Origin of the sequence: Pseudomonas sp. MF6396 (genome assembly GCF_002018915.1) — a bacterium.
In the GTDB taxonomy this organism is placed as follows: domain Bacteria; phylum Pseudomonadota; class Gammaproteobacteria; order Pseudomonadales; family Pseudomonadaceae; genus Aquipseudomonas; species Aquipseudomonas palmensis.
Genome location: NZ_MVOK01000007.1, coordinates 1 through 12,496 on the forward strand (window position 1 = coordinate 1; position 12,496 = coordinate 12,496).

The following is a 12,496-nucleotide window of genomic DNA, read 5'->3' on the forward strand; positions in this document are numbered from 1 at the left end:
ATTCGGTCTTGTTGCCCAGCGGGTCGACCGTCTCTACCAGGTTGCCGCGCTCGTCGTAGTCGCGCAGCCAAAGGCCACCCTCGGCATCGCGGATCTTAATCAGCTGGTCATGGTCGTCGTAGGCGTAATGCAGCGTGCTGTGGTCGGGACGGATGTGCTGCAGCAGGTTGCTACGCTCATCAAAGCTGTAGCGGTCCTGGCTACCGTCGGGGTGCACGTGGCGGATGATGTTCTTGCGTGCATCACGGAACAGCCATTGCTCGCGGCCATCGGGATGTACGACGCGGTAGGTATAGCCAAGGGCGTCGTAGTAGTACCAGGTTTCCTGGCCGTGGGCGTCGGTGACGTAGGTCAGGCGGATGTTCGGGTCCCACGCCAGACGGGTCTCGAAGCTGCCGTCATCCGCCCATTCATGAATCGCCTTGGCGTGCGGGCCTGTGCCATCCCACTCGAGGTTGAGGCCACGGTCGGTGCGGTCGGTGTAACGGGTGATCAGATGATGCTGGTACTCATAGTGCCAAGCGGCACCGTTTTCATCCTGAGCCGCTACCAGGTCACCCGCGCCGTCGTAGTGATAGGCGCACAGTTGGCGCAGCGGCTTGCCATCGACCACCTGCCACACGCCCTGGATATGCCCCTGCTCATTCAGCAGGGTGCCCAGTTGCAGGTGCACCTTGCTCGGGTCGTCGTCCTGGTAGGTGTTGATATCGGACAGCACCGGCTGGCCGTTGTGGCGATGCTCGTAATGCAGCATGGCACCGGCACCGCTGCGCAGGCGAATGTGGGTCAGGTAAAAGCGCTCGCCGACCTGGGCATAGGTTTCGAACCGATCCTGGCCCCGCACCAGGGTCAGCTGCTGTGCACGGGTGCGCTTGAGGGTCAGGTATTCGATGGGGTCGTGGTGCCAGGTGTCGACCTCGAGCCACGGGAAGTCGTGGCTGCGTCCATCGCTGTCATGCAGCACCAGCCCCTTGTCGACCACATCGATGCAGGTGGTGAACTCGGTGATCCAGCGTGCGCCTATGGTGCCGCTATCCAGCGCGTCGAGCCGCGAGTTGTAGACCCGGGCCCAATCCACCGGGAACGGGCCGGACAACGCGAAGTCCTGATGAACGACGGTCTCGTCGCCGAGCACATGGCCGATGCTGTGGCCGGTACAGGGACAGATACCATTCTTGTCGGTATTGGGGGCCTTTTTGGCCCTGACCTGGCGGCTGACCACCTCGGTCGGGCCTTCACTGTGGATGTGCCGCGCCTGCTGGGTGACCCCGGGGCGAATGCTGGTGGCAACGCCGCGCCTGGCGGGGTGTGCCAGTACGGTTTCCAGCAGGCGGCTCAGCAGCCAGGCAATGCTGTTTTGCATGCCAGGGGCGCCCAGGGCTTCGAGGCGATCCGGCACCGACGCGGCCAACCCGTCGAGCGTGTGCACCAGCGGGCGCAGCAGGCTTTCCAGCGCCTCGCCGAAGTGGCTGGCGACATGGTTGTAGGCCGCCTTGAGGTTGCCCTCGGAGGCATTGGCCAAGGCCGACAGCGCCAGGCGCCAGGCATCAGTGCTCAGCAGCGAGTCGTACAGCGCCGCCTGGGTCATCTGGGTGCGTGACAACTGGTGGCTGGCTGCGGCGTCGAGTTGGCCCCGGGCAGCGGCTTCTATGGCCCTGGCCAGCGTGGTGAACAACAGGCGCGCGGTGCCGGCGGCCTCGCCGAGCATGGCCGGCAACTGGGCCAGCGCCTCGCGTACGTAGTGTTCCAGGGCGCCGCGGATGTTGGCATGCAGGTGGCCGTCAATGATCTCCAGGATCACCGCGCCGATGTTCGCCCCCGGGCGACGGCGCAGGGTCTGGCGGGTCAATTGCAGCACCGGGCGCAGCACCATGCGCGCCTTGGCCAGGCCTGGGGGAAACGGCACTACGCCGATCAGGTTGATGCCCAGGCTGACCCAGTCGAGCGGGTCGGGGGACGGGCTTTCCAGCAGCGTGAGGATGTCGATCAGTACATCCACACCGGCCAGGGCATTACAGAGCACCGGCACATTTTCGCCGGCCTGGCGCAGCAGTTGCAGGTTCACCAGGCCGTAGGTGGCCTCGCGCAGCCAGTGGTCGACAGAGGCGGCAGCAGCGCCGAGGTCTTCACTTAGCAGGGTTTCGAGTGGCGCAATCGCAATCTGGATCTCACGCTCGCTGGACGTGGACGCTGTGGGGGAAGCAGACATCGGGAATAGCCTTCCTAGGCAGGGGCGAAGCGCCCTGGGTGGTCCATGAAGGCAAAGCGTACGAGGGCAAGGAATTCTCAGATATGGAGAAACTTCCTGGAGTTGTGTGGGATGTGTCACATAAAGATGTAGATGCCGCGGATATACACCGGCACCGGCAGGCGGTCGAAGCCGCGCACGAACACCACCTGCTCGGCGCGACCGCCGATGTAGCCCAGGTTGACGCTGGGGCCCTGAGTGAAGGTGCTGGCGACGGTTAACACAATACTTTTCGTACAGTGCCTAGAGCGCCCTATCCAGCACGTCACCTACTTCCCATTGACTTGCGTTGCCTACTCTAATGTTTGGAACTTATGTGGCAACTGCTGACAGCTCGAGAACGCATTTATCGTCACTTCAGTTTTCTACAAAACCAAGCTCCTCATTGCGCGGCTAGGTGCGTTTCCGATCTGGCACCACGTCCACATACCAGTGGCTTCCATTGGGGACCTCCAACGTCACAGGCACATTGGGCAACAGTGGCCTCATTGTATAATGAGGCTTGAAGGGGGCTTTCTTCGTAGAATTGTCTGAGTTGAGCCATTCCATAATGACAACGTCGGTAGAGTCCAGCTCAATCAGATAGAACTTAAAATCTGAATTATTTGTTAATTTGAATCGAAGAGTTTCTGGCCCTTCAGGCGGCACAGTTAAGGAGTCGGCGGTCGTCGCTATAAACCTTCCGCCGAAGTAGAGATTGAAGTCATAAATGGTTTGGGGCGATGTTAATGGGGATTTTGTACCCGTGGTGGGGTCGTTGACTTTTTTGTAGTGGAAATAATTGATCTTACCCTCCATTTCATTTTGGAGGTGCACGTTGAAGTATGTTGCACTCATGATCGATGCTCCCAGGATAGCCACGCGGCTTTGTGTTCCTAGATAGCTTGCTACGTCATTTTGCTTGTCACAACTGTCAACTTTGCCAGTTGCATCGAGCGGATCCAGCCTTGCTGCCTTAGCAATAATGCACAAGCATCCGGCTCCCGCTTCATGGGGGGTGCGCATACAGGTGTAGAGCGTGTAGAAGCCCCGCGCCCAACCCGCTAACCTTGCGAGCTCGCAGGCAATCCAGCGAACGGGCCTCGCGCACTGCTACTGCGCCACCCGAACATCAGATGGCAGCTCCACTCAAAAAGGGAGGGTGTTGCAACGGCAATCACCCTCCTCTGTTCAACGCATGCACTACTTAAAAATGCTGACGACGCGAGAGCTGAACTAGGGTCACTTGAGTTCTGTACAGCACCCAAGCTCCCCGTTGCGCTGCCAGGGGAAAAGGTCAGTCTTCGTTTTTTGCTTCGCTCACCGCCCATACGCTTCCTTCGATTACCGCCACACTAGTTGACCTTCCTGGACGTAGCAGCCATGCGTACCATTTAGAGGGGTCGCCACGGCGAGGTTCGTAGTCGATCCAGCGCCGTAGTACCCCCCCTGGAAACCGCTTCGGTCCTGTATTCACCCCCCCAACCATTTGGTTGTATCTATCGATTATTAACTCGCGCTGAGATTGAACGTCTTCCTCACTTTCGTCCCCCGGAATGTCCTCCAGCGCGGCTATTACCCAGTCGGGATAAGGGGGCTCACCGTATACGCGGAGCAACCCGACAGGAAAACCTGAATTATTTGTAAATTTGAATCGAAGAAGTTTTGGATCTTCAAGCTGCGTTTGGTAGGACTCGGCGGTCGTCGCTATAAACTTTCCGCCGGGGTAGAGATTGAAGTCATAAATAGTTTGGGGCGATGTTAATGCGGATTTTGTACCCGAGGCGGGGTCACCGAACTTTTGGTAGTGGAAATAATTGATCTTACCCTCCATTTCGTTTTGGAGTTGTACGCTGAAGGATGTTGCACTCATGATCGATGCTCCCAGGAAAGGCACTCGGCTATGTGCTCCTGGATAGCTTGCGACGTCATTTTGCTTGTCACAACTGTCAACTTTGCCAGTTGCATCGAGCGGATCCAGCCTTGCTGCCTTAGCAATAATGCACAAGCATCCGGCTCCCGCTTCAGGGGGGGTGCGCATACCGCTGTAGAACGTCTTGAATCCCCACCCCAACCCCGCTAATCTTGCGACGTCGCTGTCAATCCAGCGACCGGGCGTCGCGGCCCGCTAATGCAAAAGGCGCTACAGCGCCCCACCACTACAAATTGCAGGCGCTTTTTTTGTGCCTGCTTTCTGTGTAATGGCGGCTGTGCGTGGGAGACCTTCGGGTCTGCCGAGTTCCTTTTGCCTCGGTCCGCGAACCCGCGTACAGCTGCCACCCCATTCGCGTCGCGGCGAACGGTGGCAGCTCCACTGCAGAAGGAGCACCACAATGAGTAAAATCGTTCCCGATCCGCCAGCTACTCCCCGCCGCAAACCCACCTACACCGCCTTCGGCTGTTGCAACGGCAATCACCCGCCCCTGTTTTCAGTCTGCGAAGGCATCGAGCTGGAAGACGCCCTGGTTCACCTGTCGCTCCAGATCCAATGCGCCAAGGACACCACCGCCCAAGCCTGCGAACGCGCCGACGAGCAGTTCAAGACGCTGCTGATCGCCGCACAGCAATCGCTGGAAATGAGCACCGTACTGATCGACACCGTGCTGGACGGCATGGAAGCAAACGCGGCACCCGAGTAACGACGCAACACACGGGCCGCACACGCGGCCTACCGAGCTCGCTCCGCCCACCAAAACCCCACCTGCCCCCCCACATCACGCACTCTCCCCTTGCTGTCCACGGCCCACTGGCACTAGGATGCGACAAATTCTCAAATGCACCTGGCTATCATGCTGAGGTTTTCCGTGTCGTCGCCATCCACTTTCCGCACCCCTCATGCCGATGTTCGTGCGCTGTACATCAACCATCACGCCTGGTTGCTGGGCTGGTTGCGCAAGCGCATGCGCCACGGCGACCACGCGGCGGACCTGGCCCACGACATCTTCGTGCACATCCTCGGCAAGCCGGAGCAGCTGCAGCAGTTGCGTCAGCCGCGTGCCTGGTTGAGCACCGTGGCCCACGGGCTGCTGGTGGATCGCGTGCGTCGCCAGCGGGTCGAGCGGGCGTATCTGGAGGCCATCGCACACCTGCCCGAAGCCGAGGTGCCGTCGCCCGAGTCGCAGCTGATACTGCTGGAAACCCTGACCCGTGTGGACGCCCTGCTCAACGGCCTGCCGCCCAAGGTGCGCATGGCCTTTCTGCTGTCGCGCCTGGAGGGCCTGAGCTACAAGGAGATCGCCGAGCGCCTGGCGGTAAGCCTGAGTTCGGTGGAGAAGTACATGGCCAGCGCCATTCGCCATTGCTACCTGGCCCAGCGATGAGCCGCCCGCCATTGCCCGAACTGCCCGACAACGTGCTGGACCAGGCCATCGGCTGGCTGGTGCGCATCGAGTCCGACGGCGCCAACCCGCAACTGCTGGAGGCCTGCCAACGCTGGCGTCAGGCGCACGCGCTGCATGAGGTGGCCTGGCAAGCGCTGCAAAAAAGCGATGCCACCTTCCAGGGCCTGGCCGCACTGCCCGGCTCGGTGGCGCGGGACACGCTGCAACGCCTGCAAGGCGGTCGTCACAGCCGACGCCAGGCGCTCAAGCTGCTGGGCGTGGGGCTGCTGGCCAGCGGCGTTACCGGCTGGTCGATGCGTGACAGCACGCTGGTGCCCTGGGGCGCGGACTACGCCACCGAGGTGGGCGAGCGCCGTCAGTTCGTGCTGGATGACGGCACCCGCCTGCAACTGAACACAGCCAGTGCAGTGGACGTGCAGTTCACCGCCCAGCGCCGGTTGATCGTGCTGCGGCGCGGCGAAATCTTTATCGACACCGGCAAGGACGCCGCCACGGCGGGCGGGCGTCGCAGCTTCTGGGTCAGCACGCAGCATGCACAGTTGCAGGCCATCGGTACGGCCTTTGCGGTGCGTGATGAAGCCAGCGGCACGCGGTTGCGGGTCGAGGATGGGGTGGTGGCGATTCAGGGCAAGGGCCAGCCGGTGATGGTTGCCGCCGGGGAGCAATACCTGATCGATGCAATCGGCAGCCAGCGGGTCGAAACCAGCACCCTCGACGCCAGCGCCTGGGCGCGCGGGCAACTGGTGGCCAAGCGCATGCAACTGCGCGAGCTGACCGCAGAACTGGCGCGCTATCGCCACGGCTGGCTGCGCTGCGACCCGGCCATTGCGCACCTGGAGGTGTCGGGCGTGTTCCAGCTCGATGACATCGACCAGGCCCTCAGCGCCCTGAGCGATTCGCTGCCGGTGCGGGTGGAACGCTTTACCCCGTTATGGACCCGTATCGTCGCCCGGTAAGGCTGATGAGAAGAAATCTCAAAAACTTTTACGGGTTTTGCCACCCTCTTCGACAGACAGGCAATACACCTCGTCATTCGAAAGGAGCACGCCGTCCATGTCTTCTGCTTTTATCCCCACCCGGCCTTTGCAGCGCAGCGTGCTGGCACTGACCCTGCGCAGTATGTTGCTGGCCGGTGCCACCAGCGTGTCGCTGGCCAGTGCGGCCGCGCAGGCCGCCGAGGCAAGCAGCCGCCACTACGAGCTGGCGGCAGGCCCGCTTGAAGAATCGCTCAACAGCTTTGCCCAGGTGGCCGGCATCAGCCTGCCGTTCGACCCGGCGCTGGTGCAGGGCAAGCGCGCCCCGGCACTGCGTGGGGACTATGCCGTGCAGGATGGCCTCGAACGCCTGCTGGCCGGCAGCGGCCTCACGGTTACCCGCACCGCAAGCGGCAATTACCTGCTGATTGCCCGTAGCCAAAACGGCGATGCCCTGGAACTGGGCGCCACCACCATCAGCGGCCTGGGCCTGGGCTCGACCACCGAGCACAGCGGTTCGTACACCACCGGCGCCATGCAGACCGCCACCAAGCTGCCGCTGTCGCTGCGCGAAACACCGCAGTCGGTCACAGTGATTACCCGCCAGCGCATGGACGACCAGGGCATGCGCAGCCTCGACGACGTGGTGCAGGCCACGCCCGGGCTGCGCCTGTCGGCCGCGCGCCCGGCCAACAGCGAGTTCTTCGCCCGCGGCTTCCCCATCACCAACCTGATGTTCGACGGCCTGCCCACCACCTACAACGCCGACTGGGTGGCCACCGCCGACCTGGCCCCCTATGACCGCGTCGAAGTGGTGCGCGGCGCCACCGGCATGATGCAAGGGGCCGGCAACCCGTCGGCCGCCATCAACATGGTGCGCAAGCGCCCTACCCAGGCGTTCCAGGCCAGCGTGACCGGCAGCGCCGGCAGCTGGGACAACTACCGCAGCGAGCTGGATGTGTCCGGCCCGCTGAACGACAGCGCCAGCGTGCGTGGCCGCATCGTCGGCGCGTACAACGACAAGGGCAGCTATCAGGATTACGCCGGGCGCGAGCGCGGGGTGTTCTACGGCATCAGCGAGTTCGACCTCACCGACAGCACCACCCTGACCGTGGGCGCGTCCGACCAGAACGACAATAACAACATCAACTGGGGCGGCCTGCCGGTGAACCCCGATGGCAGCCACATGGGCTTTTCTCGCTCCAAGACCTTCGGCTACAGCTGGTCGCACCAGGACGTCGAGAACAAGACGGTGTTCGTCGAGCTCGACCAGCGCTTCGACAACGACTGGCGCCTTCACCTGGGCGCGTCGAAAAACTGGTCCGAATTCAAGATGATGGGCGGCGTGCTGGAGCGCAACAACGACGCCACCTACCGCCAGCGCATCTTCAACCAGAACCGCGACTTCGATCAGTCCACCTACGATGTCTACGCCACAGGCCCGTTCACACTGCTGGGGCGCGAGCATGAACTGGTGGTCGGCGCCAGCAAGCGCCAGCTCAAGACCGAAGCCACCGGCGGCACGGTTTTCGTCGATGTGCCGGACATCAACCGCTTCAATCCGGGTGGGCTGGCCAGACCGAACGTGCCGGACATCTACTCCATCGACGACAAGGTCGATCAGGAAGGCCTGTACCTCACCTCGCGCTGGAACCTGGCCGACCCGCTGAAGGTGATACTCGGTGCACGCCTGGACTGGTACGACGCCACGGCCATCTATGACCAGATCAACGACCAGTACTACACCTCGGGCAAGACCAAGGTGGTGCGCAACGTCACCCGTTATGCCGGGGTTATCTATGACCTGGACGACAACCATTCGGTGTATGCCAGCTACACCGATATCTTTCAGCCGCAGACCGAGAAGGACGGCCAAGGCAAAGGCATCGAGCCTATTACCGGCGAAAACTACGAAGTGGGTATCAAGGGTGAGTATTTTGGCGGCGCGCTGAATGCCAGTGCTTCGCTGTTCCAGATCGACCAGCTCAACCGCGCGGCCGAGGTGGCGGATGCAAGCCTGTGCAAGGTCATCCCGGTGGGTAGCTACGGATGCTATGAAGCGGCCGGCAAGGTGCGCAGCCAGGGCATCGAGTTCGAGATCAATGGTGCGCTGACGCCCAACTGGCAAGTGGGCGCCGGCTATACGTTCGCCCAGGCCAAGTACGAGAAGGATGCCGACAAGGCCAAGGAAGGCCGGCTGTTCGACACCGACCTGCCGCGTCATATGTTCAAGGCCAGTACCACGTACCAGTTGCAGGGTGATCTGAAGCAGTGGCGAGTGGGGGCCAACCTCTATAGCCAGAGCGCGACCTTCAACAAGGGCAGCAATGTGTTCGGCAACTACCATGTCGAGCAGGAGGCGTATGCGCTGGTCGGGTTGATGGCGGGTTACCAGGTCAACAAGCATCTGGACACGCAGTTGAACATCAACAACGTGTTCGACAAGAAGTACTACCAGGGCATCGCCAGCAACTCCACGTGGAGCCCATATGACGTGTTTGGCGACCCGCGCAACTTGATGGTTACGGCGAAGTACAGCTTCTGATGATGCGCCGGGGTCAGCGTGATTGCCGGCATATGCAGATTGGCTGATGCACCGTGCATTCAGGCGCTGCGACCGCTTCGCGCTCGATTCGCGGGTCAAGCCCGCTCCCACGCCCTGCGGGCAGAAGCGGATTATGCATGGCTCGATGATCTGTTTCGGGCCGCCAGGCCGTAGGAGCGGGCCTTGCCCCGCGATCTGGTGCGTAGCGCCAGCAAAACCTGCACATGCGGTTCGCCTGACACACCGCGTACTCAGGCCTTGCGACCGCTTTGCGCTCGTTCGCGGGTCAAGCCCGCTCCCACGCCCTGCGGGCAGAAGCGGATTATGCATGGCTTGATGATCTGTTTCGGGCCGCCAGGCCGTGGGAGCGGGCCTTGCCCCGCGATCTGGTGCGCAGCGCCAGTAAAACCTACACATGCGGTTCGCCTGACACACCGCGCACTCAGGCGTTGCGACCGCTTTGCTCTCGTTCGCCGGCAACGCCGGCTCCTACACCCTTCGGGCAGACTCCGCCTCTGGCCGCCAGGCCGTAGGAGCGGGCCTTGCCCCGCGATCTGGTGCGTAGCGCCAGTAAAACCTGCACATGCGGTCTGCCTGATACATCGCGCACTCAGGCCTTGCGACCGCTTCGCGCTCGTTCGCCGGCAACGCCGGCTCCTACGCCTGCGGGCAGATGCTGCCTCTGGCCGCCAGGCCGTGGGAGCGGGCCTTGCCCGCGATCTGGTGCGTAGCGCCAGTAGAACCTGCACACGCGGTCTGCCTGATACACCGCGAACTCAGGCGTTGCGACCGCTTCGCGCTCGTTCGCCGGCAACGCCGGCTCCTACGCCCTTCGGGCAGATGCTGCTTCTGGCCGCCAGGCCGTGGGAGCGGACTTGACCCGCGATCTGGCGCGCAGCGCCAGCAAAACCTGCACATGCGGTTCGCCTGGCACACCGCGCACTCAGGCCTTGCGACCGCTTCGCGCTCGTTCGCCGGTAACGCCGGCTCCTACACCCTGCGCAGACTCCGCCTCTGGCCGCCAGGCCGTGGGAGCGGGCCTTGCCCCGCGATCTGGTGCGTAGCGCCAGCAAAACCTGCACGTGCGGTTCGCCTGACACACCGCGCACTCAGGCTTTACGACCGCTTCGCGCTCGTTCGCCGGCAACGCCGGCTCCTACGCCCTTCGGGCAGACTCCGCCTCTGGCCGCCAGGCCGTAGGAGCGGGCCTTGACCCGCGATCTGGTGCGCAGCACCAGCAAAACCTGCACATGCGGTTCGCCTGACACACCGCGCACTCAGGCGTTGCGACCGCTTCGCGCTCGTTCGCCGGCAACGCCGGCTCCTACGGCCTGCGGGCAGACTCCGCCTCTAGCCGCCAGGCCGTAGGAGCGGGCCTTGACCCGCGATCTGGTGCGCAGCACCAGCAAAACCTGTGCACGCGCCCTCAAAGCCTCCCCACGCACAACGCTCACGCTTGCAGCGCAACCTTTAGTAAACTCGCCCCACCGGCAATACCGGCAAGGCTCTGCAGAACACCTGCAACCTCCCCGCCATCGCACCGCTTTCAAGCATCTACAGGCCCAGCAGAACCATGAACCGCCAAAAGAAGATCAAGCAGATACTCAAGGCCAACGCCAAGAAGGCCAGCGCCAAGCTGGCCCCCAAAAGCAAACCCAAATACATCTGCAAGGCCGACCGACTGAAGCTGGCTGCAGAAGCCGCCGAAACCCCGACCCCCGCCGCCGAAGGCTGAGCCACACCTGTCACGCAGCACCCGCCTGCTGCGTTATCCACTCGATGAACGCCTGCACCTGCGCCCGCTTCAAGGCCGCTTGGCGCGTTACCAGGTAGTACGCAAATCGCGACGGCCACGGCCTGTCCAGCGCCACCACCAGCCTGCCGTTGTGCAGATCTTCCTGGGCATGGTTGTCCTGCACCAGGGCAATGCCCTGCCCGCTCGCCGCCGCGCGCAGCAGCAACAGGTCTTCATCGTAACTGGCACCGCGCTGGCTACGGCTGTCAGCCTCCACGCCATGCGCTTGCAGCCACAGCGGCCAATCCGCTCGCTCGGTGTCGTGCAGCAACGGGTAGTTCAGGCAATCCTGCGGGCTGTTGATCGGCGGCCCCTCGGCCAGCAGCCGAGGGCTGGCCACCGGTAGCAGCACCGGCGCCATCAGTGGGATCGACTCCAGCCCCGGGTACTGGCCCAGGCCATGGCGCAGCGCAATGTCGATGCGCTCGCGCTGGAAATCCACCAGCCTTGCCGACGCCTCCACCCGCACTTCGATGTCAGGATGCCGGGCACTGAAGTCACCCAGGCGCGGCACCAGCCAGGTGGACGCGAACGACGGCACGGTGCTGATGGTAAGCGTTTGCTCGTGGGTGAACGACTCAAGTTCGAGTAGCGCGTTCTCGATCTGCCCAAAGCCCCGCGACAACCCGGGGAAAAGACGTGCGCCGGCCTCGCTGAGCTGCACCCCATGCCGCCCCCGCACCAGCAGCGTGACGCCCAGACGGTCTTCCAGCTGGCGGATCTGCTGGCTGATGGCGCCGGGGGTGACGCCCATGTGCTCGGCCGCCGCCTTGAGGCTGCCCAGCCGTGCAGCTTCGGTAAAGGCGCGCAGCGCCAGCAAGGGTAGAACGGCGCCCATGGCGTATTCCCTGGTTTAGAAAATCTAACGTCAAAGCGCAGGACTAATCGTTTTTGTCCCAGGCAATCACTCACTAGCATGGCACCCACACCACGCAACAAGCATTAGTCTGCCTGAGGTATGTGCCCTGTGTCCGATCCTGACCTGATTCTCTACACCGACAGTTCGCCAAATGGCTTCAAGATCACCATCGCCCTGGAAGAAATGGGCCTGCCCTACAGCCTGCGCCATGTGCGCATCGATGAGGGCGAGCACCAGCGGCCCGAGTTTCTTGCGCTCAACCCGCACGGTCGCATCCCGGTGCTGATCGACCGCGCCACCGGCATCACCCTGTTCGAGTCCGCCGCCATCCTGCTGTACCTGGCGGACAAGAGCGGCCAGTTGCTTGGCCACGACGCCCCCGAGCGCTGGGCATGCATCACCTGGCTGATGTTTCACAGCGCCAGCATGGGGCCGTTGCTGGGCCAGCGCGTGCACTTCGAATGCTTCGACACCGTGCCCAACCCTGCCGTCATCCAGCGCTACAGGACCCTCACCGAAGCCACCTTCGTCACCCTCGATCAGCACCTGGCAAACCAGCCGTGGCTGGGTGGCGCCACCTATTCGATTGCGGACATCGCCACCTTCGCCTGGCTGCATATCGCGCAGCTGGTGGGCTTCGACTTCAGCCTGCAGCCCTGGTTGAGCCGATGGTACGCGCAGGTTGAGCAGCGCCCTGCGGTGCAACGCGGCATTCGCCTGCCCGCCCCTGCCACCGGCCCATGAACCCCGACACC

General features: G+C 62.8%; 11 protein-coding genes. 6 read left to right on the plus strand and 5 right to left on the minus strand.

The window, feature by feature from the left end:
- The 4 genes from MF6396_RS08925 to MF6396_RS28425 all read right to left on the minus strand — a co-directional run.
- Positions 1 to 2,209 (minus strand): DUF6531 domain-containing protein (locus MF6396_RS08925; protein ID WP_161493030.1); only part of this gene is annotated, 2,209 nt, incomplete at its 3' end.
- Positions 2,210 to 2,325: 116 nt separating this feature from the next.
- The gene (locus MF6396_RS28660; RefSeq protein ID WP_161493031.1) at positions 2,326 to 2,472 is read right to left on the minus strand and encodes a hypothetical protein; all 147 of its coding nucleotides are present in this window, start codon (positions 2,470 to 2,472) and stop codon (positions 2,326 to 2,328) included.
- Between the two features lie 169 nt (positions 2,473 to 2,641).
- The gene (locus tag MF6396_RS08930) at positions 2,642 to 3,220 is read right to left on the minus strand and encodes a hypothetical protein (RefSeq protein ID WP_153046069.1); all 579 of its coding nucleotides are present in this window, start codon (positions 3,218 to 3,220) and stop codon (positions 2,642 to 2,644) included.
- 304 nt (positions 3,221 to 3,524) lie between these two features.
- Positions 3,525 to 4,100 (minus strand): hypothetical protein, encoded by a 576-nt coding sequence (locus MF6396_RS28425; protein WP_153046070.1) that lies wholly within the window; start codon positions 4,098 to 4,100, stop codon positions 3,525 to 3,527.
- Positions 4,101 to 4,560: 460 nt separating this feature from the next.
- On the opposite strand from MF6396_RS28425, the gene MF6396_RS08940 reads away from it, so the two are divergent.
- The 5 genes from MF6396_RS08940 to MF6396_RS08960 all read left to right on the plus strand — a co-directional run bounded on the left by MF6396_RS08940 (position 4,561) and on the right by MF6396_RS08960 (position 10,822).
- Positions 4,561 to 4,866: a DUF6124 family protein gene (locus tag MF6396_RS08940; RefSeq protein WP_078480112.1), complete on the plus strand. Its 306-nt coding sequence runs from the start codon at positions 4,561 to 4,563 to the stop codon at positions 4,864 to 4,866.
- Between the two features lie 150 nt (positions 4,867 to 5,016).
- A complete protein-coding gene (locus MF6396_RS08945) occupies positions 5,017 to 5,547 on the plus strand; it encodes a sigma-70 family RNA polymerase sigma factor (protein WP_078480221.1) in 531 nt (176 codons plus the stop codon).
- Entirely contained in the window at positions 5,544 to 6,524 is a 981-nt protein-coding gene (locus MF6396_RS08950; protein WP_078480113.1) for a FecR domain-containing protein, read from the plus strand. Before MF6396_RS08945 ends, MF6396_RS08950 begins: the two co-directional genes overlap by 4 nt.
- Before the next feature lie 97 nt (positions 6,525 to 6,621).
- Positions 6,622 to 9,087 (plus strand): TonB-dependent siderophore receptor, encoded by a 2,466-nt coding sequence (locus tag MF6396_RS08955; protein ID WP_078480114.1) that lies wholly within the window; start codon positions 6,622 to 6,624, stop codon positions 9,085 to 9,087.
- Between the two features lie 1,573 nt (positions 9,088 to 10,660).
- Entirely contained in the window at positions 10,661 to 10,822 is a 162-nt protein-coding gene (locus MF6396_RS08960; protein WP_078480115.1) for a DUF2986 domain-containing protein, read from the plus strand.
- Between the two features lie 10 nt (positions 10,823 to 10,832).
- On the opposite strand, the gene gcvA is transcribed toward MF6396_RS08960, so the two are convergent.
- Positions 10,833 to 11,720, minus strand: a complete 888-nt coding sequence (gene gcvA, locus MF6396_RS08965) for a transcriptional regulator GcvA (RefSeq protein WP_078480116.1) — start codon at positions 11,718 to 11,720, stop codon at positions 10,833 to 10,835.
- 129 nt (positions 11,721 to 11,849) lie between these two features.
- Here gcvA and MF6396_RS08970 point away from each other — a divergent pair, with 129 nt between their 5' ends.
- Positions 11,850 to 12,485: a glutathione S-transferase family protein gene (locus tag MF6396_RS08970; protein ID WP_238596421.1), complete on the plus strand. Its 636-nt coding sequence runs from the start codon at positions 11,850 to 11,852 to the stop codon at positions 12,483 to 12,485.
- Positions 12,486 to 12,496 lie beyond the last annotated feature (11 nt).

What these genes read in the sequence shown, in the direction of transcription:
- MF6396_RS28425 (WP_153046070.1), bottom strand. Translation starts at nt 4,100, where the DNA reads ATGAGTGCAACATCCTTCAGCGTACAACTCCAAAACGAAATGGAGGGT.
- MF6396_RS08940 (WP_078480112.1), top strand. Translation starts at nt 4,561, where the DNA reads ATGAGTAAAATCGTTCCCGATCCGCCAGCTACTCCCCGCCGCAAACCC.
- MF6396_RS08945 (WP_078480221.1), top strand. Translation starts at nt 5,017, where the DNA reads ATGCTGAGGTTTTCCGTGTCGTCGCCATCCACTTTCCGCACCCCTCAT.
- MF6396_RS08950 (WP_078480113.1), top strand. Translation starts at nt 5,544, where the DNA reads ATGAGCCGCCCGCCATTGCCCGAACTGCCCGACAACGTGCTGGACCAG.
- MF6396_RS08955 (WP_078480114.1), top strand. Translation starts at nt 6,622, where the DNA reads ATGTCTTCTGCTTTTATCCCCACCCGGCCTTTGCAGCGCAGCGTGCTG.
- MF6396_RS08960 (WP_078480115.1), top strand. Translation starts at nt 10,661, where the DNA reads ATGAACCGCCAAAAGAAGATCAAGCAGATACTCAAGGCCAACGCCAAG.
- gcvA (WP_078480116.1), bottom strand. Translation starts at nt 11,720, where the DNA reads ATGGGCGCCGTTCTACCCTTGCTGGCGCTGCGCGCCTTTACCGAAGCT.